General features: G+C 65.0%; 19 protein-coding genes. 5 read left to right on the plus strand and 14 right to left on the minus strand.

Going from position 1 to position 20,398, the window contains the following annotated elements:
- Window positions 1–2: 2 nt before the first annotated feature.
- Together phnH and phnG are read right to left on the minus strand one after the other, a co-directional pair.
- A complete protein-coding gene (gene phnH / locus IVA98_RS35210; protein WP_247302855.1) occupies window positions 3–611 on the minus strand; it encodes a phosphonate C-P lyase system protein PhnH in 609 nt (202 codons plus the stop codon).
- A 4-nt stretch (window positions 612–615) separates the two neighbouring features.
- Window positions 616–1,080: a phosphonate C-P lyase system protein PhnG gene (gene phnG, locus IVA98_RS35215; RefSeq protein WP_247302853.1), complete on the minus strand. Its 465-nt coding sequence runs from the start codon at window positions 1,078–1,080 to the stop codon at window positions 616–618.
- A gap of 107 nt (window positions 1,081–1,187) precedes the next feature.
- Between phnG and phnF the strand changes: the two genes are divergently transcribed.
- The gene (phnF, locus tag IVA98_RS35220; protein ID WP_247302851.1) at window positions 1,188–1,919 is read left to right on the plus strand and encodes a phosphonate metabolism transcriptional regulator PhnF; all 732 of its coding nucleotides are present in this window, start codon (window positions 1,188–1,190) and stop codon (window positions 1,917–1,919) included.
- A 182-nt stretch (window positions 1,920–2,101) separates the two neighbouring features.
- On the opposite strand, the gene phnE (IVA98_RS35225) is transcribed toward phnF, so the two are convergent.
- The 4 genes from phnE (IVA98_RS35225) to phnC form a co-directional block, all read right to left on the minus strand.
- The gene (phnE, locus tag IVA98_RS35225) at window positions 2,102–2,989 is read right to left on the minus strand and encodes a phosphonate ABC transporter, permease protein PhnE (protein WP_249817377.1); all 888 of its coding nucleotides are present in this window, start codon (window positions 2,987–2,989) and stop codon (window positions 2,102–2,104) included.
- A complete protein-coding gene (phnE, locus tag IVA98_RS35230) occupies window positions 2,947–3,831 on the minus strand; it encodes a phosphonate ABC transporter, permease protein PhnE (protein WP_247302848.1) in 885 nt (294 codons plus the stop codon). Before phnE (IVA98_RS35230) ends, phnE (IVA98_RS35225) begins: the two co-directional genes overlap by 43 nt.
- A gap of 74 nt (window positions 3,832–3,905) precedes the next feature.
- Window positions 3,906–4,841: a phosphonate ABC transporter substrate-binding protein gene (gene phnD, locus IVA98_RS35235; RefSeq protein ID WP_247302846.1), complete on the minus strand. Its 936-nt coding sequence runs from the start codon at window positions 4,839–4,841 to the stop codon at window positions 3,906–3,908.
- Between the two features lie 61 nt (window positions 4,842–4,902).
- Complete coding sequence (phnC, locus tag IVA98_RS35240) at window positions 4,903–5,712, minus strand: phosphonate ABC transporter ATP-binding protein (protein WP_247334941.1); 810 nt, start codon at window positions 5,710–5,712, stop codon at window positions 4,903–4,905.
- A gap of 187 nt (window positions 5,713–5,899) precedes the next feature.
- Here phnC and IVA98_RS35245 point away from each other — a divergent pair, with 187 nt between their 5' ends.
- The 3 genes from IVA98_RS35245 to IVA98_RS35255 are packed head-to-tail and all read left to right on the plus strand — an operon-like array spanning window position 5,900 to window position 8,475.
- The gene (locus IVA98_RS35245) at window positions 5,900–6,571 is read left to right on the plus strand and encodes an LbetaH domain-containing protein (RefSeq protein ID WP_247302842.1); all 672 of its coding nucleotides are present in this window, start codon (window positions 5,900–5,902) and stop codon (window positions 6,569–6,571) included.
- Entirely contained in the window at window positions 6,568–7,761 is a 1,194-nt protein-coding gene (locus IVA98_RS35250; RefSeq protein WP_247302840.1) for an alpha-D-ribose 1-methylphosphonate 5-triphosphate diphosphatase, read from the plus strand. The genes IVA98_RS35245 and IVA98_RS35250 overlap by 4 nt, the downstream gene beginning before the upstream one ends.
- Before the next feature lie 18 nt (window positions 7,762–7,779).
- Window positions 7,780–8,475, plus strand: coding sequence for a DUF1045 domain-containing protein (locus tag IVA98_RS35255; protein ID WP_247302838.1), 696 nt, complete (start codon window positions 7,780–7,782; stop codon window positions 8,473–8,475).
- A gap of 6 nt (window positions 8,476–8,481) precedes the next feature.
- On the opposite strand, the gene IVA98_RS35260 is transcribed toward IVA98_RS35255, so the two are convergent.
- The 6 genes from IVA98_RS35260 to IVA98_RS35285 form a co-directional block, all read right to left on the minus strand.
- A complete protein-coding gene (locus IVA98_RS35260) occupies window positions 8,482–9,090 on the minus strand; it encodes a hypothetical protein (RefSeq protein ID WP_247302884.1) in 609 nt (202 codons plus the stop codon).
- Between the two features lie 83 nt (window positions 9,091–9,173).
- Window positions 9,174–10,574 (minus strand): selenium-binding protein SBP56-related protein, encoded by a 1,401-nt coding sequence (locus IVA98_RS35265; protein WP_247356723.1) that lies wholly within the window; start codon window positions 10,572–10,574, stop codon window positions 9,174–9,176.
- A gap of 284 nt (window positions 10,575–10,858) precedes the next feature.
- Window positions 10,859–11,797 carry a dihydrodipicolinate synthase family protein gene (locus tag IVA98_RS35270; RefSeq protein WP_247302834.1) on the minus strand — a complete coding sequence of 313 codons (939 nt, stop codon included), beginning with the start codon at window positions 11,795–11,797 and terminating at the stop codon, window positions 10,859–10,861.
- Window positions 11,798–11,928: 131 nt separating this feature from the next.
- Window positions 11,929–14,010, minus strand: a complete 2,082-nt coding sequence (locus tag IVA98_RS35275; protein ID WP_247334938.1) for a methyl-accepting chemotaxis protein — start codon at window positions 14,008–14,010, stop codon at window positions 11,929–11,931.
- Window positions 14,011–14,129: 119 nt separating this feature from the next.
- Window positions 14,130–14,900 (minus strand): enoyl-CoA hydratase, encoded by a 771-nt coding sequence (locus IVA98_RS35280; RefSeq protein ID WP_247302831.1) that lies wholly within the window; start codon window positions 14,898–14,900, stop codon window positions 14,130–14,132.
- Window positions 14,897–15,346 carry a MarR family winged helix-turn-helix transcriptional regulator gene (locus IVA98_RS35285; protein WP_247302828.1) on the minus strand — a complete coding sequence of 150 codons (450 nt, stop codon included), beginning with the start codon at window positions 15,344–15,346 and terminating at the stop codon, window positions 14,897–14,899. The genes IVA98_RS35280 and IVA98_RS35285 overlap by 4 nt, the downstream gene beginning before the upstream one ends.
- Window positions 15,347–15,580: 234 nt before the next feature.
- On the opposite strand from IVA98_RS35285, the gene IVA98_RS35290 reads away from it, so the two are divergent.
- Complete coding sequence (locus IVA98_RS35290) at window positions 15,581–17,308, plus strand: ATP-dependent Clp protease adaptor ClpS (protein WP_247334934.1); 1,728 nt, start codon at window positions 15,581–15,583, stop codon at window positions 17,306–17,308.
- Between the two features lie 37 nt (window positions 17,309–17,345).
- Here IVA98_RS35290 and IVA98_RS35295 read toward each other — a convergent pair whose 3' ends face one another.
- Window positions 17,346–19,007 carry a tannase/feruloyl esterase family alpha/beta hydrolase gene (locus IVA98_RS35295; RefSeq protein ID WP_247302822.1) on the minus strand — a complete coding sequence of 554 codons (1,662 nt, stop codon included), beginning with the start codon at window positions 19,005–19,007 and terminating at the stop codon, window positions 17,346–17,348.
- 81 nt (window positions 19,008–19,088) lie between these two features.
- Entirely contained in the window at window positions 19,089–20,333 is a 1,245-nt protein-coding gene (gene serA, locus IVA98_RS35300) for a phosphoglycerate dehydrogenase (protein ID WP_247302821.1), read from the minus strand.
- Window positions 20,334–20,398 lie beyond the last annotated feature (65 nt).

Here is a 20,398-nt window from a genome sequence, read left to right on the forward strand (position 1 = left end):
GGTCAGCTTCCCTTGTTCGCGACGCGCGTGGTGCGCGGGATCGCAACCACGGCATCATCGGCAACCAGCACCACATCGAGGCCGCGCGGAAACAGCGCCTCGTTGAACCGCAGGCGCTCGAACAGATCGAACGGCTTGATCGACGCCTGGAGCGTCGTGGCGCTATCGATGCCGGGGCCGCGCAGCTCCAAGCTGCGTCCCGAGCCCAGACTATCGACCTGAAGGATCAATGTGGTCGAGCGATCCGGATATTCGTTGGTGCCGAGCGCAAAGCTTTCGAGCGGCGGCAGCGCCGCGCCGTCGCTGATCAGCGCGAAGCTGGCAATCGAAGTGTCCTGCACCACCGGCGCGCCAGTGTGGAACTTGAGCCATTTCATCACGTCGGAATTTTCTGCCATGCGCGCATCGAGCCAGAGTGGCGTGTCATGATCGAACAGCGTCAGCGCGATCGCGGCGGTGCCGCGCATCATCGTATGGGGCGCTCCGGCTGTCGGAACGATGCGCTGGACCGAACCCGGCCGCGCCATCGCATCCATGACCGAACGAAAGGTCGATTGCGCCGACAGAACCCTGTCGGCGAAACCCGGCGGCAGTTCTGCAATCGTGGTCATGATCTCACCCCTCACCGCGCACCATGGTGTAGAAATCAACCTTCGTCGCGGCAGTCTTCGCCGCTGCCTGCTGGCGCCTCGTCATAAGCTGCTCGCGCAACGGCGCGATAATTTCGCGCTCGACGGCTGCGCCAAAATCGCTGGACTGCACCAGCGCGTCGCACAGCGCGATCAGCCGCGCCTTCTCACCATCGCGGCCGAGTGTGTAGCCGAAGCCGACCTCGCCACTGGCAAGCCGGACCGCCGCACGCGAGACCGTGGCTTCGCCGAGGTTGAACGGTGCACCGTCGCCGCCGACCCGGCCGCGCAGCATGACGAGACCGTTTTCGCCTTCGCGCAGATTTTGATGGGCCGGCAGGGCGAGTGTGCGGAGGCGGGCGGCGATCTCGCCCGCCTCCGCGTGCGCCAGCACGGCCATCGCGGCCTTGCGCTGGGCTTGCTGGTCATTCTGCTGGGTCACCAAATCCACCGAACTTGCCGATTCTAAGTTGTCTATGATACTAGACAACTTCATAAAGGAGCGCCATGACTGTTTCGTGACAAAGGCGTGATTTCTCAGCTAGGCTGACCAGCGATATGAGCATGCAAGACACTGCATCTTCGGGCGTCGCGCTGTGGCGCCTCATCGCCGACGGCATCGAGCGCGGTATCGCCGACGGCCGCTTTGCCGCCGGCGACAAATTACCGGGCGAGATGGAGATCGCGGAAACCTACCGCGTGAACCGCCACACCGTGCGGCGCGCGCTGGCCGCGCTGGCCGAGCGCGGCCTGGTGCGGGCCGAGCGCGGCAGCGGAACCTATGTCGAGGCGCAGAAGCTGGCCTATCCGCTGCGCTCGCGCACCCGGTTCTCCGAGATCGTCGGCGCCGGCGGCCGCGAGCCGCGCGGCCAGTTGATCGAGACCTCCAATGACGTCGCAACCCGGGAGCTGGCGCGCGAGCTCGGCTTGAAGGCCGGCGCGCCGCTGGTGCGGATCGAGGCGATTCGCCTCGCCGATCGCACGCCGATCTGCGTCTCCACCACGTGGTTGTCGGCCGAGTTGTTTCCGGGCGCAGGCGCCGTGTTCGCCGCGACGCGCTCGATGACGAAGTTGCTGGAGCACTACGGCATCCGCGACTACCGCCGCGGCGCGACCCGGATAACGGCCGGCATCGTCGACGCGACCGACGCCGCCCGGCTCGATCTTGCACTGGGACGACCGATCCTCGTGGTCGATGCCACCGACCACGATCTCGGCGGCAGACCGCTGGTGACAAAGCACTCGCGGTTCGCGGCGGAGCGGGTGGAGTTTTTGGTGGAGAACGGGTGAGCCCTCTTCCCCTCTCCCCTTGTGGGAGAGGGTGGCTCGCCGCACAGCGGCGAGACGGGTCAGGGGTCCTCTCCGCGAGTCCAGCTCTCATTTGAATGCGCGGAGACGGATCCCTCATCCGGCGCTTCGCGCCCCCTTCTCCCACAAGGCGAGAAGGGAAGAAGACTGCGGCCGCACCTGAGTTAAGCGATAGCCCTTCGTCCGATAATCGCAAAGCGCAGCTTGCCGGAAATGAAATCGATCGCGGCAACCGCAACCAAGATCATCAGGATCAGGAACGACACCTTCTGCCATTCCAAGACGCGGATCTGCTCGGCGAGCTGGAGGCCAATGCCGCCGGCACCGACAATGCCGATGATTGTGGCCGAGCGGGTGTTGGATTCGATGAAATAGAGCACCTGACCGGCGATCACGGGCAGGACCTGCGGCAGCAGCCCGAAGCGAATCTCGTGCAGCGCGCTGCCGCCGGAAGCGCGGATGCCTTCAACCTGCTTCTGGTCGGCGCCCTCGATCGCCTCCGAGAACAGTTTTCCGAAGGCGCCGAAATCCGACACGGCGATGGCGAGCACGCCGGCGAACGGGCCGAGCCCGACCACATTGATCCACACCAGCGCCCAGATCAGCGTGTCGACGCCGCGGATCGAATCCAGCAAGCGGCGAACGGGAAAGCGCAGGATCTTCGACGGCACCACGTTGCGCGCGGCCAGCAGACTGACCGGGAGCGCGAACAGCGCCGCCAGCGTCGTGCCGAGCAGCGCGATCGACAGCGTCTCGCCCAGCGCCTTCAGATAGACCGGAAACGAGGAGCCGGGATCGGGCGGGATCATCATCAGGCTGATCCAGCCGAGCTGGCTGAGGCCTGCGAGGAATCGTGACGGCGAGAAATCGAGATCGACCAGACCATAGATCAGGATCGCGAACGCCGCGACGATCATCGCGGGCGTTGCAAGCCGCGCCGAGGCCGGCCGGTCGAACACATCGGGATAGCGGGCGCGGATTTCTCGCGACTCGACTTGCTGCGGCCCGGTCACGTCCGCGCCTCCTTGCCGAACAGCCGGCCGCGCAGCCATCCGGTGGTGATGTCGATGATGAAGACGGTCACGATGATGGTGAGCAGGATCGCGCTGACGTCGGAGTAATAGAACTTGCGGATGGCGACGACGAGCTCCTGGCCGATGCCGCCGGCGCCGACGAAGCCCATCACCGAGGCTTCGCGAACGTTGATCTCGAAGCGCAGCAGCGCGTAGCTGGCATAACCTGCGGTGACCTGCGGCACGATTGCAAAGCGCATGCAAGACAGCCAGCTCGCCCCGGTCGAGCGGACGCCCTCGACCGGCTTCATGTCAGCATTCTCCACGATCTCCGAGAACAGCTTACCGAGCGCGCCGGTGGAGTGAATCGCGATCGCGAGCACACCCGCCATCGGACCTAACCCGAAGGCGATGACGAAGATCAGCGCGAACACGATGCCGGGAACGGTGCGGGCGAATTCGAGCAGGCGCCGCACCGTAAAGCGCAGCCAGGGCGCAGGCGAAGTGTTCTCCGCCGCGAAGAAGTTCAGGGCAAAGGCGAAGGTGGCGCCGATCAGCGTGCCGACATAGGAGATCAGCAGCGTCTCACCCAGCATCCTCAGCCATTTGCGCCAGCCCCAGAGCCACTCGCCGAGATCGGTCCAGACCCGCTGGCCGTTGTCGAGCGTGAGGATGCGATCGAAATAGCTGATGAAGTTGCCGAAATAGGTGAACAGCGTGCGCAAATTCACTTCGGCGCCGATCGCGGCGAGGACCAGCGCACCTGCGAAGATACCGGCTCCCAACAGCAGGCGCCAACGCTTGCGCGCGACCGCCTGGCGATAGGCGGCGTTGAGCACCGCAAGCTGCTGCTCGGGAAGGATCGAAACCGCGACGGTCATCTGGTCAGAACAAGTGGTCGATCAAAGAGAAAGAGCCGGGTCCATCGACCCGGCTCCAGTGCATCGTCCCAAACTCAGGACGCCTTCTTCTTACGCAGCGCATCGACGAACTTGATCAGCTCGATCGTGCCATCCCAGTCCTTGTTGGTGGCGGGATGAAAGCCCTTCTTCTGGCCGTCCTGGAGGCGATCGAAGGCCGCCTTGTCCTTGGCCGGCGCGTCGAAGAACGCCTTCGCGATCGCCGCCTTGGCGTCGTCCGGCAGGTCCGAGTTGTAGGCGTATGGGCCGTTGATGATCGGCGCCGACTTATGGATGATGCGGAAATCGTCCTTCTTCATCGGCGAGCCGTCGGCATTCTTCAACATGCCCTTGGTCAGCATCTGCGCCAGCGTCGAATCGTCATCGCTGGTCCACTGGTTGGCGGCGACGTCGACCGTGCCCTGCGCCAGCGCCAGCATCGCGTTCTCGTGGCTGCCGGTGAAGACGACCTTGCCGAAATAGGTGTCGGCGTCGGCGATGCCCATCTTGTCCAGCTCGAAGCGCGGCACGTTGTTGCCCGAGGTCGAGTTCGGGTCGACGAGGCCGAGGTTCTTGCCCTTGAGGTCATCGACCTTCTTGTAGGGGCTGCTCGCCTTGACGAAAAACACGGAATAATAGCCGGTCGAGCCGTCGGCGTTGATGTCGTTGGCGAAGGCATCGGTCTTGACGCCGGTCAGACGGGCGCGGGCGAACGAGGCCGAGCCATAGCTCGCGATATGGATGTTGCCGGCGCGCTGGCCCTCGATCACCGCGGCGTAGTCGTTGGCGATGCGCAGCGTGACCTTCACGCCCAATTCCTTGGAGAGATAGCTCATGAACGGCGCCCAGCGCTCAGTGACGCCCGAAGCGTTTTCCGCTGGAATGACCGCGAAGGTCAGCTCGGGATATTTGGCTTTCCAGTCGTCCGCCGAGGCGGAGGTGGCAAGCGCGAGCGCGGCGGCGCCGGCAAGGATTAATCTGCGAGTGATCATGATACCCTCTTCGTCGGTTGGGGTCGGTTGACGCAAAAGACTTGAACTAATCGGGCGAGGCTCAGGCGGCAGCCGCCGTTCCAAGCGCCGGGACGCCCTCGGGCGCCGGGATGGGCATGCCGCCCATGACGTCGGCAGCCTCGAGATCGTAGAGCTCGCGCGCCACGTGATCGGTCAGCGCGGCCGGCGCGCCATCGAACACCACGCGGCCCTGCGCCATGCCGATCAGGCGGTCGCAATAGCTGCGCGCCAGATCGAGCGAATGCAGATTGCAGAGCACGGTGATGCCGAAATGCTTGTTGATGCGCAGCAGCGCATCCATCACGATCTTGGTGTTGCGCGGATCGAGCGAGGCAATCGGTTCGTCGGCGAGGATGATGTCGGGCTGCTGCACCAGGGCGCGGGCAATCGCCACGCGCTGCTGCTGTCCGCCGGAGAGCTGGTCGGCGCGCTGGGCGGCGAGCGCAGCGATGTCGAACTGCTCCAGCGCGGACATCGCCAGCGCCTTGTCCTGCTCGGGCCAGAGCTGCGACAGCGAGCGCCAGGCGGGCATCGTTGCGAGGCGTCCCATCAGGACGTTGGTGAGGACATCGAGCCGGCCGACCAGATTGAACTGCTGGAAGATCATCGCCGAGCGCGCCCGCCATTGCCGCAGCTCCTTGCCGCGCAGCGCGGTGACATCGGTGCCATCGAACAGGATGCGGCCCGCGGTCGGCGTCGCCAGGCGGTTGATGGTCCGCAGCAGGGTCGACTTGCCGGCGCCGGAGCGTCCGATCACACCGACGAAGCCGCCCGGGGAAACTTGAAACGAAGCGTCGTCCACCGCGGCCTTTGCGCCGAAGCGACACGTCAGACCTTCCACCACCAGCATGCAGGGCTCCAGATTAACTGAACCCACCGCTAACGCTGGCGCTTAACACTTGTGTGACATCCGCGTTGCGGTGCGGCGATCCAACACACGTCATCCCCTGTCATCGCCACGTCATGACGTTGTCATCAAAGCATTGTCATCAAGCCGCTCCAAGAAAAATGCCCCACCCTCGCGCTTCGGATGCAACATGGCCGCCAGAGCTCTTTCGATTCAGCCGACCATTGATCCCTCGGCCAAGCTGCACGAGGCCAGGCTCGGCGCCTACACCGAGGTCGGCGCGCGCACCGTACTGCATGACGTGGCGATGGGCGATTACTCCTATGTCGTCAACGATGCCCAGATCACCTACACCACCATCGGAAAGTTCTGCTCGATCGCGGCAATGACGCGGATCAATCCCGGCAATCATCCGATGCATCGTGCGACCCAGGCGCATTTCACCTACCGTTCAAGCGCCTATTTCGAAGGCGAGAGCGACGACACCGAGTTCTTCGACTGGCGCCGTCAACATCACGTCCATATCGGTCACGATGTCTGGATCGGCCACGGCGCGATCGTGCTGCCCGGCCGCAATATCGGCACCGGCGCGGTGATCGCGGCGGGCGCTATCGTGACCAAGGACGTGCCGGCCTACACCATCGTCGCCGGCAATCCGGCGCGCATCGTGCGGCGGCGGTTCTCGGAGCAGATCGCCGGCCGGCTCGCCAAGCTCGCCTGGTGGGACTGGGATCACGACAAATTGCGTGAAGCGCTGCCCGATTTCCGCAAGCTCGGGATTGAAGATTTCCTCGCGACATACGAAGCACGGGCGAGCTCTTTCACCGGTCCTCCTGCCAGCAAACCAAGCGCGGTCGCGTGACAGACATTTTCCTTGAAGGCGGCCGGGCCCTGATCGGCGCCGAGCTCGTCGAAACCTCACTTCTCGTGTCCGGAACGGACATTGCGTTGGTCGATGTCCCTCGCGGCCGCGCGCGGCTCGCGATTGATGCGCGCGACCTGCTGGTGCTGCCAGGCATCGTCGATCTGCATGGCGATGCCTTCGAGCGCCAGATGATGCCGCGCGCCGGCGTCGATTTCCCGATCGACGTCGCGCTCGCCGACAGTGATCGTCAGGCGATCAGCAACGGCATCACCACGGTGTTCCACGCCACGACCTGTTCGTGGGAGCCTGGCCTGCGCAGCGCTGGCAATGCGCGCGGCTTGATGGAGGCGATCGAGCGGCAGCGTCCGCAATTCGCCGCCGACACCCGCTTCCATCTGCGGCACGAGACCTACAATCTCGATGCCGAGACCGAGATCAGCCAGTGGCTCGCGGAAGGCCGCGTCGACCTGTTCGCCTTCAACGACCACATGGACGGCACGCTTGCCGATATGGCCAAGCCGCGCAAGCGCAACCGCATGGTGGAGCGCACCGGGCTGTCGAGCGAGGAATTTGACCGGCTGGTCGAACGTGTGGTGGCGCGCGCCGCCGACGTTCCGGCGTCGCTCTCGCGGCTCGCGGCGGCGGCCCGCGCCGCCGGGGTGCGGATGCTTTCGCATGACGATGCGACGCCGGCGATGCGCCAGGAGTTTCGCGATCTCGGTGCGATGATCGCCGAGTTTCCGATCAACGAGGAGACAGCGCGGGCGGCAGCAAGCCACGGCGACGCCATCGTTTATGGCGCCCCGAACGTCGTGCGCGGCGGCAGTCACACCGGCTGGACCAGAGCGTCGGACATGGTCGCCAAGGGTCTCTGCTCGGTGCTGGCCTCGGACTATTACTATCCGGCGCAGCTGCTGGCCGCATTCCGGCTCGCCGCCGACCGCGTGCTGCCGCTGGAGCAGGCCTGGGATTTGGTCTCTGCCGGACCTGCGCGTGCAACCGGCCTTACCGATCGCGGCGCCATCGCGCAAGGGCGCCGCGCCGACATTCTTTTGGTCGACGACAGCGTGGAGTTGCGGCCGCGGCTGATCGCCGTGATATCAGGCGGCAAGCTGGTGCATCTCACCGATGCGACGCGGCTGCTTGCGGCAGCGGCGGCGCCGCGCGAGGCTGTCGTTGCGGCTTAGATTGGTTATGCTGAGGCGATGACAGGTTTTCCCCGCTACGCGATCTATTTTGCGGCCGGCGCCGACAGCGCCCTCTCCCGCTTCGGCGCCGAGCTGCTCGGCTATGATGCCTACAGCGGCGACGAAGTGCCGTTTCCGCGCGAGGCACTGGATGTCGCGCCGGACTGGCGCGATATCAGCGCCGATCCCCGCAAATACGGCTTTCACGCCACACTGAAGGCGCCGATGATGCTGGCGCCGGGCAAGAGCGAGGCCGAGCTCGCGGCGGCCTGCGCGGCATTTGCTGGTAAGGAGCGACCAATTCCGGCGATACGACCGGTCGTCGATGCCATCAGCGGCTTCATCGCCGTCATTCCGGCCGAGCCTGTCGGCGCGCTCGGGCAGCTCGCCGCCGATTGCGCCCGCGACTTCGATTCTTTTCGTGCGGCCCTGACGGCGGAAGACCGCGCACGACGCAGGCCCGAGAAGCTGAGCGAACGGCAGCGCGATTATCTCGATCGCTGGGGCTATCCTTATGTGATGGAGGAGTTCCGCTTCCACATGACCCTGACCGGCCGGCTGGATGCGGAGCGGCGCGGACCGATTATCGAGATGCTGCGGTCCCGGTTTGCAGCGCTCGGTCTCGACACGTTGGCGATCGACCGCATCGCGCTGTTTCGGCAGCATGATGCCGCATCGCGCTTCCGCATCGTCGGCGAGTGGGCTCTGACGTAGTAGATTTCAGCGCCAGCTCGCAAGATTGAAGGCGAGCGCCACAATCCCAACTACAATGAGGCTGGTCGCCCAGATCACATCCAGGTTGAACCAGCTTCGGGAGACAAACCTCAATCCCAGATAGCGGTAGACCAGCCACGCCAGGCATCCGCCCGCGCTGATCATGGCGGCAACGTGCACCAGAGAGACCAGCACCGCCATCCCGAGACTTGCCTTCACAAGACTTGCCTTCATCAGCGCGCCGGCAGCGGCATGGCCGGCATCGAGTCCAAAAGCCTGGCAGAGACCGAGATAGATCGGCACCAGCATCAAGGCGGCGCCGTGAGCAATGGCAACGGCAAACGACCAGAGCGCCAATTGCGTTGGCGGAATTCGTGCCAGCGTGCGGGGATGGCGCCGCGCAATCAGCCGATAGACGCCGAAGCCGATGACGAGAAGGCTCGCGCTGATCTGGATCGAACGCTGCCACTCGGCCAGCACGAGCAGCAGCGCGAACGGCAGCAGCACGAGAAGCGTTGCCAGGAGATGCCCGGCCGAGAGGGCCCACAACGCACGGAAGAGCGCGCGCGGGCTCTTGTCCATGAGCCCGGCCGAAACGGCGAGCGGCCATCCCATGCCCGGATTGACCCCGTGATAGAAGCCGCTCGCAACAAGAGCGAGCCAAAGCCAGCCAGGCGCCGGGCTCGCCTGTCCCCAATCTAGGCCGACGGGTAGCAAAAGGAGTCCGTCGAACAATCGCCGCCCTCCAGCCTGATCTGGTGCGCACGATATCCGTCGGGGAAGCTTACGAAGTAATCCTTGTGGAGCTCGAGACCGCCGTCGCGACCGACATTGGCCATGACTTCCACGCCCGGAACTCCGTCGGGATAGAACTGGTCATCCCAGGTGGAATAGAGCGAATTGGTCCAGTACACGCGCCTGCCATCGCGGCTGATCTCGACCATCTGCGGACCTGCCGCAAAGGGCTTGCCGTTCGGATGTGGCGTGCGGCGCGCGATGCCGCCGATGTGGACGGAGCCTGCAAGCTTCGGCTTTCGCGGATCACTGACGTCGTACTGGCGCATTTCACCCGTGCCCCAACACGAGACATAGAGAAAGCGATCATCCATCGACAGGTCGATATCGGTCACCAGAGGCGGCACAGCACCAAAGCCCTGGAGCAGCGGCGGGAGCTTCTCCTTTGGCGCGGGCTCCGGCTGGATCGTCGCCGTCTTCTCCACGTGGAATGTCCCGCCTTCGCGCCACCAGGTCCAGATCGATGCTTCGAGATTGGTGGTGTCGACCACGACGCCTACGAAGCCGTATTCGCGAACCGGATCGTGCGCGGGCCGCACCTCCAGGGCCATCTGATGATTGGCGCCGAGGTCGATGGTCTGGACGTTGCGACGGGCTCGAAGATCCCAGAAGTGGAGACGATGGCCGTATTTATTCGCAAGCAGATCTTCCGGGACGATCCCGTTCTCGAACTGCGGCGGCAACGCCCATTCACTCGTCACCATGTAGTCGCGCGGCAGGTTCCACCAGAAATCATAGTGCAACGTCTGCGGACCGCGGTCGATCTCCCATCGTCCCAGGACCTCGAACGTCTCGCAATCCATGATGAAAACGCCCGGAGGGCCGTTGGTGCCGTCTTGGCCGCCGCCGCCCAGCGTGCTCACATAGATGCCGTCCGGCCCGCAATGGATGGTATGCGGCCGCGAGTAACCGGTCTTTTTGAAGACTTCTTCGGGCTCGATGATCTTGTGAATCTTGGCTTTGGTCGGACCTGGCTTGGTGTCGATGATGTAGATCCGCGACGAGCGCAGTCCGGGGATGATGAGATAGCGCCGCTCGATGAAGGCATGTCCCGCGAGCGGCGACAAGGCGGAGGAGCAGGCATTCCAGCCGAAGTGGTGAAACTCATCGCCCTTGTTGGGCATCGTCACGGTATGGACGATTTGGCTGTAGGTCGGCGATCCCGGCTTGACGTCGATGACCGCGAGAGCATCAGGTTTTGAGAAATCTGGACTGAGCAACAGCGTGTAAGCAAAATTCTCCGCTGGTGCTTCCATCGCAAGCTTGGGCGATGCGTGAAAGGTGGGATCCGGCCTCATCGTCATGGCACTGCCTCCCTGTTCCGTCGGTTCACGCCAACCTGGCTCGAAATAGCGGCAAAAGAAGAGCTGTTACGCGATGTCCTGGATTCTCCGCAGGCCTGGTTGGCGAACGTACAATATGTCATCGCCGGGCAGCGGGAAACCACCCGAACCGCGCTAATTCGACGCCTTCAGCCGAAATGGGCGGACCCGTCGTTGCGAGCGAAGCGACGCAAATCCAGACTTTCTCCGCCGAAACAGTTTGGATTGTTTCGTCGCTTCGCTTCTCGCAACGACGGTGGAGAGCCCTACTTCCCCCACCGCAGCGCCAGCGCGTCGCGCTCCTTGGCCAGCTCCAGCAGCCCCGCGCGCGTCGCCGGATGCAGCGGCTGCAGCGGATGGCGCACCGTGTCCGACTTGATCACGGCACCGGCCTGCATCATGACCTTGCAGGCGATCAGGCCGCATTGGCGGTTCTCGTAATTGATCAGCGGCAGCCAGCGCTCGTAGGCCGCCTTGGCCTCCTCGCGCTTGCCGGCGAAATAGGGATCGATGATCTGGCGAATGCCGTCGGGATAACCGCCGCCGGTCATCGCCCCGGTGGCGCCGGCATCGAGATCGGCGAGCAGCGTGATCGCCTCCTCGCCGTCCCAGGGGCCCTCGATGTCCTTGCCACCCGCATCGATCAGGCTGCGCAGCTTTGCGGCAGCGCCGGGCACCTCGATCTTGAAATAGCGGATGTTGGAGAATTCGCGCGACAGCCGCGCAAGCAGCTCGACCGAAAGCGGCGTGCCGGCAACGGGCGCATCCTGAATCATGATCGGAATGGTGATCGCGCCCGAGAGCACCTTGAAGAATTCGACGATGCCCTTCTCGGGGACGCGGAAGGTCGCGCCGTGATAGGGCGGCATCACCATCACCATGGCGGCGCCGGCCGCCTCGGCCTGCCTGCTGCGCGCCGCGCAGACGGCCGAGCTGAAATGCGTGGTGGTGACGATCACGGGAACCCGCCCGGCGACATGCTCCAGCACCGTATGCATCACGGTTTCGCGCTCGGCATCGGTGAGCACGAACTGCTCGGAGAAATTGGCGAGGATGCAGATGCCGTGCGAGCCGGCGTCAATCATGAAATCGATGCAGCGGCGCTGTCCTTCGAGATCGAGCTCGCCGCGCTCGTCGAAGATGGTGGGTGCGACCGGGAACACGCCGCGGTAGGGGCGCTGGGCCTTGTGTGGGGTGACCGGCATCGAACTCTCCATCCCTGATGTGTCTTACGTCTGGCGCCGCGCACACGCTGCGAGGCGGCACAGATGTACCCGCCGCGGCGACCTGCGGCAATGCCGAAGGCGCGACGTTGGAAATCAGGAATGAGGCGAAACTACGCGGTCTTCACCGCTCCCAAAAAGCCCTCGACCGCGACGCGGAGACGATCGGCGTCAGCCGACATCTTCTTGACGGAGTGAGACAGCACCGTGCCGGCGTTGCCGGTCTCCTGGTTGAGCCTGGCGACGCTGCCGATGGTGTCGGTGACCTCGCGGGTGCCTTGTGCGGCCTGCTGGAAGTTGCGCGAGATCTCGGTGGTGGCCGCGCGCTGCTGCTCGACGGCCGCGGCAATCGCCGTCATCTTCTCGTCGATGCCGCTGATGGCGCCGCCGATCGACCGGATGGCAGCAACGGCCTGGCCCGTCGCGCCCTGGATCTCCTCGACCTGACGCGAGATCTCTTCCGTCGCGGTCGCCGTCTGCGCCGCGAGGCTCTTGACCTCGCCGGCGACCACGGCAAAGCCGCGGCCGGCTTCGCCCGCGCGCGCGGCCTCGATCGTGGCGTTCAATGCCAAAAGGTTGGTCTGGCCGGCGATGGCGTTGATCATCTTCACGACCTCGCCGATGCGGCTCGCGGTCTGGTCGAGGATCTCAACGGTCGCGTTGGTCTGCGCGGCCTGCGACACGGCTTCGCGGGCCTCGCGAGCGCTGGCCTGCACCTGCGCGGAGATCTCGCCGACGGACGCGGAGAGCTCCTCGGTCGCCGCCGCGATGGTCTCGAGATTGTTGGTGGCCTGCTCGGCCGCGGAGGAGACCGCCGCGGTCTGGCTGCTCGATTGTGAGACCAGCGAGCGCACGCCGCTGGCGGTGTCATCGAGCTCCCGCGTCGAGGCCGCAACACTCTGGATGACAGCCTGCACGGTGTCGTCGAAGCTGTGGCAGGCGGAATCGACGGTGCCGGAGCGGGCGAGCTGGAGCGCCTGCTGGGATTCGCGTTCCCGGCCGAGGCGCTCGGCGGTCGCAGCACTTTCGCGCAGACTTTCGAGCGCGGCGGCCATGGTGCCGAACTCGTCAGGATGCCGGGATTGCGGCACCGGCGTCGCATAGTCGCGTGCGCTGATGCGGGCGATGGCGTCGAGAATGGCGCGCACCGGGCGCATCAGGCGATTGCGCACCACAAACACACCGGCCAGGGTCACGGCCAGCGCCACGAGGAATGCCAGCGACTGCACGATCAGATTGGTGAGGGCTTTATTCTGAACGGTCTCCGCGCGCGCGATCGACTGGTCGAGGGCTTTGTTCGCGACAGCGACGATGGACGCGAACGGCGACTGGCACAACGCGTTCCATTCCGAAGCGGGCATCGCGGGGCGGCCGCTGCCGTCGAGGTTCTTGGTCAGTTCGCCGATCTGCTTGAGCACTCCATCGGTCTTGGCCCGTGCCTCCTTGGCCGCATTGGCGAGGTCCGCCGTCACGTCGGGCGCAGCCAGCAGCTCCTCCATGCCGGTCCAGCCGGCGCTGACGATGCCGTTCCAGCTGGCCACGGTCTGCTTCTGGGTCTCGTCGAGCGGCTTGGAGCTGTTGACGTTCGGGCGCAGGGTCGAGCACTGGATGCCATAGCGGTCGCGCACCTGCCAGGCGAGGCGGCGAGCCTGGATCATGCGGGCGATGAAAGGATCGTTCATCCAGGCGCGGTTCGACACCGCCGTGGACGCGAGATTGGCAGTCTCGATCACCTTCGTGACGGAATCGTACCAGGCGGCGGTGCGCTCCACCTTGCGCTCGCCGCGCGGCAGCCGGGCCTCCTCGTAGAACAGCTGGAATTTCGGCGCGGCCTCGCTCCAGCGCTGCTTCAAGGTGTTTGCGAGCTCGTCGCGCCGGCCGAATTCCACGGTGGAGAGCGCGGCGATGATGGCGTCAAAGCCGGCCTGCTCTGCCTTTTCGGCGGCGCCGAGCTTGGCACGCGGATCGTCCTCGCCGAGCAGCGCGCTCTGGGCATCGCCGCGATTGTTGCGCAAGGACAGCACGCCCTGGAAGATCGCCTTGTCCGCGTTCGCAAGCCGTTCGGTCTCCAGACTGTCGCTGTAGCGGCCGAAGGCCCCGAACATCTGGATCGCCGTGCTGGCCAGCGCGCCGGCGGCCAGCAGGGCCATCAAAGTCAGGAGAAGCGAGCTTACCGATTTCTTAAACATTGCCATGGGTCGGGGGCCTACTCTTCACGAGCAGCCACCTTGCACCGCGACATGCCAAGGTTTGGTTAAGGCTTTAATCGAATACCTGGGTTGTGCCCGCTGCGCCTGCGGCAGGCCGCGTTCCCTCACGCAACCCTGGTGAAATCCGGCGGTCGGCGCTCGGCAAAGGCAGTGAATGCCTCGCGCGCTTCGGCGGTACGCAGGCGCTGCGCGAACTGCTCGCCCTCCGCGTTCAGCTGCGCAACCAGCGCCTCGCCATTGCGCATCAGCTTCTTGGTGGCGATGAGCGCACCGGCCGGCTGGCGGGCCAGGCGCTGCGCGAGCGCAAGCGCCTCGGCATCGAGCGTGTCGAGCGGCACCACCCGGTTGGCGAGGCCCCATTCCAGCGCGGCCTGCGCCGGCACGGTCTCGCCAAGTGCGAACATCTCGTAAGCTCGGGCGTAGCCGATCCGCGCCGGCATCAACAGGCTGGAGGCCGCTTCCGGCACTAGCGCGAGGCTGACGAAGGGCGTCGACAATTGCGCATTGTCGGCGAGCACGACGAGATCGCAATGCAGCAGCATGGTGGTGCCGACGCCGACGGCGCGGCCCTGCACCGCCGCAACCAGCGGCCGGGTGCAACGTGCCAGCGACTGAATGAACCGCACGACGTTGCGGCTGCCTTCCGACTTGCCCGCTGCAACCGCGGCAAATTCGCCGACGTCGTTGCCGGCAGTAAACATGTCGCCCTCGCCGCGGATCAGGATCACGCGAGCGGACGGATCGAACTCGGCGGATTCGATACTGTCGGCGAGCTTGCCGTACATCGCGTCCGTCAGCGCGTTCTTCTTGTCGGGGCGCGCCAGCGTGAGGGTAAGAATTCCGCTGTTGTTCTCGATCCGGACGTGCTCGGTCATTCGTCTGCTCCTCTTGGAAACTTGTCCTGAATGCTCATCAGCCAGCGTGCGACGATGTCGATCTCCGCAGCCGTAAATCCCTCCGTCAGCGCCGCGTTGACCTCCGCCGCGCCTGCTTTCGCCTGCGCCAGCGCGCTGCGCCCCTTCGGCGTCAGCCAGATCCGCCAGGCGCGCCCGTCCTCGTGGTCGGCCCGCCGCTCGATCAGTTTGGCGGCTGCCGTGCGATCGACCAGGCCGGAAATACCGGCCGGGCCAAGATCCAGCGCCGCGCCCGCCTCGCCGATCAGCACACCATCCTGCTTGCCGAGAATGAACAGCAGCCCGGCCTGCGCCGGCGTGACCTCGCTCTCGGGGCGAGCCGCCATCCAGCGCTGCAACCGGCGTTGCGCGACGCTCAGCAGGTAGATCAGGCGATGGTGGCTCGCTGCGGCTTCCTTATTTCGCATACGAAATATATAATGCGAGGCCAATCGCGTTGTCAAAGAGGGGTTGCCGATGCGGCATGGCCATGGCGATCGCGGTCGTGCCGATCGTCAAGCCGACGCGGCACGAAGGCGGCGAGTGGGATGGCGCATTGAAATTCCATCGGGAATTTGACGCACCCGTTGGCGCTTGACGGCCGCCCTCCTTTATGTTCCATATTTGTTCTTCACTCGTTTTGGTTGCAATAGGATCATTTCATGACGAAGGATGCGCGCGGCGAGCGCGAGCCGGCTCAGCTCGTGATTCACAATGATGACGAAACGCCGGACGAGTTTGTCATCGGGTTGCTCCGCCAGGTTTTTGGCAAATCGGAGCGTGAAGCGGCCGCGGTGATAGCGCGGGTCGAGCGGGAGGAGAAGGCCACTTGCGGTCCGTACCCGCAATCGGTCGCCGAGGCGCTGTTCAAGTCGGCTCAGCAATATATCTGGCTCGGCCAACATCCGCTGAGGATCACGCTTGAAGAGATTAAGACCCCCTGCGAGCTCTGCGGCAAGCCTGAGGGACAGACCGATGTTCGGATCGGGAGCCGCACGGTCTGGCTGTGCAGCGACTGCATTCGCGCAGCAGACACCGTGAACACACCGCAAGAGCCGGAAGAGGAGTTCGAATACGCTTGCGACGTGCTTGACTGGCATTTTGCCAACGTCTCGCGTAGCAATCTCGTGACCACCATCCGCCAGTTTCCCGGCCATATGCGGGTCGATGTCCAGGCAGCGATCGAGGGACTGTTCGGCAAGTCGATCCGGCTGTTCGGGCTGAACGAAGAACAGCGCTACGAAACGCTGTCGATCTCACGGCTCCTCCGCGATGGCCGCAATGCGCTCGCGATTGCTCCGCTGCAATATTCCGACGTGGATGTCGGCGAGAAGAGCCCGGTCAAATGTCTCGATAACGGCCTCTGGCTGTGCGAGCAGGATGGCCTTCGTTACGCGGTCTTGCTGTGTGCCCACCGCGAATACAGCCGAGAACCGGGAATTCGGATCGAGATCCTCGTGCCGGCAGGCACCGCGGGCGCGGCACTCGTGCAGCAGTGTTTTGGCGAGCTGGAGCAGGCCGTGCAAGCTGCGCGCAGCTATCGCGGCAAGATCCTGTCCCTCGACGCCGATTCCGACTATCGCGGCCGCTCGCGCGGCATCACGGTGCATCGGCTGCCGCCGGTTGCGCGCGATGAGGTGATCCTGCCCGAACAGACCCTGCGGCTGCTCAATCGCAACGTTCTGACTTTCGTCAACACCCGAGATCAATTGCGCCGGCTCGGCCAGTCGACACGTAAGGGCATCTTGCTTTACGGACCGCCGGGCACCGGCAAGACCCATACGATCCGCTATCTGGCAACTCATTTGCCCGGGCACACGACACTGATCATCACCGCCGAGCAAATCGGGCTTCTCGGCGCTTATATGAGTCTGGCACGGCTGCTCCAGCCGTCGATGGTCGTTATCGAGGATGTCGATCTCATCGCCCGCGACCGCGACGACATGGGGCCGTGCGAAGAATCCATGCTGAACAAGTTGCTCAACGAGATGGACGGGCTGAAGGAGGACGCGGACATCCTGTTCGTCCTGACCACCAACCGGCCTGAGGACCTCGAAGGCGCCCTCGCCGGCCGCCCGGGCCGCATCGATCAGGCCATCGAAGTCCCGCTGCCGGACGAGACCGGCCGCGGCAAGCTGGTCCGGCTCTACGGCAAGGGGCTGCCGCTCGACGATGCAATCATCGCAGAAGCGGCCCGCCGCAGTGAGGGCACGAGCTGTGCCTTCATCAAGGAATTGATGCGACGGCTTGCGCAAGGGAGCCTCGCGCGAGACGGTGGCAATTCCGTCGTGTCTGCCGACATCGACGAGGCGCTCGACGACATGTTGTTCTCCGGCGGCAAACTCAATGCGCAATTGCTCGGAGGCGCACAGGCGATGGCGACGAGATAACGCCTACCCACCGAAGTGGCGGGCTTGGACTGAGCGTTTACGGCGCGCAGGTGAAGCTCGAGGCCTCCGTCACCGGGCCCGACTTGTAATGAGGCCAGGCCGGCCAGCGGCACAGCGGCATCGCGCGCAGCGTCGCGAACGACGGCGCTTCGACCTTCTGCTCGGCGACTTCGAGATCGCCGGGCGCCTTGCCCTGCTCGACCCAGTCGACCAGCACGTTCAGCATGTCAACATTGGCCGGCGCGCCGGAGCCGACATGGTCGACCCCGGGCGCGGTGTAGAGCCGCGCGAACTCCGCGGTCTCCGCCTTACCGAGCTTGCGCTCGACGCTGTCGAAATAGCGGATGCCGGCATAGGGGCTCTGCGCATAGTCGGCCATGTGCTCGAGCATGATCAGCCGGCCGCCGCGCATCCGGAAGCGGCTAAGGTCGGGATCGGTCGAGTCCATCAGCGTGGAGATCTCGAGCAGCCGCGCCTTGTGCTCCTCAACCTTGTAGGTCGTGACGTCGAGCTTGGGATCGCGCGCAAATACATATTGGATGCCGCCGGCGCCGTAGATCCAGGCGATGCCGTTGTTGGGCGCAGGCGGCTGCGCGGGCGGCGCGGTGCCGAGCCACCATGCGACCCAGCCGCCGGTCGGGCCGATTGCCGGCGTGTCCTCGCCGGAGACGCCCCAGCCCGGATAATCGTCGAGACCATTGGCGAGCGCGAACGGGAATTTGTAGGGCGCGTGCAGCGTGTTGACGGCCTTGATCTGCGCGTCAGTGAGGCACTGATCGCCGCTCTCGCCCGCCGCGCAGCGCAGCGTCTCGACCTTGAACGCCGCCTTGCAGGAAACGGGATCCTGCACCAGCGCATCGTCGGAGCCGTCGGCCTTGTCGCAGGCCGCGCGCACGGCATCACCGACGAGCTTGACCTGCGCCGGATTGATCCAGCCCTCGCCCATGGTCACGAGGCCCGAGCGGGTGCCGGCATGCTGCAAGCCGACCCAGTTGATGACGGGGACGCGGGCGAAGATGCCGTCGAAATCGTCGGGATAACGCTGCGCCATGGTAAGGCCTTCGCGGCCGCCTTCGGACGAGCCCATGAAGTACATCTTGTCCGGCTTCCTGCCGTAGGCGCGCTGCATCAGCGCAACCGCAGCATCGCGCACCTTCTTGTAGGCGCGATGGGCGAAATTCTCGAACGCTTCGTCGTTGAGCGCGAACAGCTGCGGCGGCTCGCCCTGCTTGGTCTCGTGGCCGGAATCGGTGCCATAGGTGACGAAGCCGCGCGCGAGCGGTGACGGCTTGTCGAAGGGATAGGCCGGCGGCAGCGCAAGGCCGGTGATCAGCACGCCGTTGAAACCGCCGCCGCCATATTGCAGCGAGCGCCCGTTCCATTCGGCGGGAAGGTTGACCTGGAATTTGATCGGCGGCGCCTTGGGGTCGGTGGGATCGATGTGGCCGAGCACCTTGCAGAAGCGCGGATTGGCCGGCGTGATGCGCCCCGACGGGGTCGGCCCGCGCTCGGCGACGGCGAGTTGCGACGGCGCCAGCAATGTCGCGGAATCAATCTTCACCGCATCAGTGCCGCCAACAAGACCGTTGCAGACCGTCTCGGCGTCGTCTGTCAGCGTCGCCGCCGAGGCGCTACCCGCAATCAATGCAGCCGCCGTCCCTACGAGCAGCGCACGGAGCTTCGCACGCATTTGCGCCATGGTTCCCCCTGTTTTCTGTTCTCGTTCGATCCGTCAGGAGGCCGCATTGAAGGCGACCTACCGCCGGCCGTCAATGATGCGCTAGTGCTCGAACACCAGCCGCGCGCCGACCGTGCCCTCGAGGCTGCGGATCTGCTGGAGCAGCGCTGCCGAATCCTGACCGGCCAAGTCGGCATCGAGCACGACGTAGCCGAGATCGCCGGCGGTCTCCAGATATTGCGCAGCGATGTTGATGTCGCGTTGGAGAAAGACTTCGTTCAGGCGCCGCAGCATGCCGGGTACGTTGCGATGGACGTGGCTGAAGCGCGCGCCAGAGGGCCGCAAGTGCAACTGCACCTCCGGGAAGTTCACCGCGCCCATGGTCGAGCCGGTGATGAAATAGTCGACCAGCTTGCGCGCAACCTCACCACCGATCCGCTCCTGCGCCTCCTCGGTCGAGCCGCCGATATGCGGCGTGAGGATGACGTTCTCGAGGCCCTGCATCGGGCTGTTGAAGCGATCCGCGTTCGAGGACGGCTCGACCGGAAACACGTCGACGGCCGCGCCAGCGAGATGGCCGTCGCGCAAGGCGCGCGCGAGCGCATCGAGATCGACCACGGTGCCGCGGCTGTTGTTGATCAGGAACGAGCCTGATTTCATCGCCCGCAGCTCCTTCTCGCCGATCATGCCGGCGGTCTCCGGCGTCTCGGGCACGTGCAGGCTGACGACGTCGCTCTGCGCCAGCAGCTCCTCCAGTCTCTCGACCGGCTCGGTGTTGCCGTGACGGAGCTTGTCGGTGCGGTCGAAATAGATCACGCGCATGCCCATGGCCTCGGCGAGCGTCGAGAGCTGCGAGCCGATATTGCCGTAGCCGACGATGCCAAGGGTGCGGCCGCGCACCTCGCGACTGCCGGTCGCCGACTTGTCCCAGCCGCCGCCATGCGCCGACGCCGAGCGCGGAAAGATCCGCCGCAGCAGCATCACGATCTCGCCGATCACGAGCTCGGCGACGCTGCGCGTGTTGGAGAACGGCGCATTGAACACGGGAATGCCGCGCTTGCGCGCCGCCGTCAGATCGACCTGGTTGGTGCCGACGCTGAAGCAGCCGACCGCGAGAAGCTGGTCGGCGGCCCCAAGCACCTCATCGGTGATCTGGGTGCGCGAGCGGATGCCGAGCAGCGACACGCCCTTGAGCGCCCGCCGGAGATCCTCGCCGTCCAGCGCCTTGGTCAGGCGCTCGACATTGGTGAAGCCCGCGCTTTTGAATAGGTCGACTGCGCTATCATTGACGCCTTCGAGCAGCAGCGCCTTCGCATTCCGCTCGGGGCTTTGGCCTGGGGCTGGCATTGTATCTCCGTAAGTAGCACCTTTGCCGCAGCTCATAGACCGCGGACGGTGCGCGGCACAATAGG

It is taken from the genome of Bradyrhizobium sp. 160, from assembly GCF_023073735.1.
Taxonomy (GTDB): Bacteria; Pseudomonadota; Alphaproteobacteria; order Rhizobiales; family Xanthobacteraceae; genus Bradyrhizobium.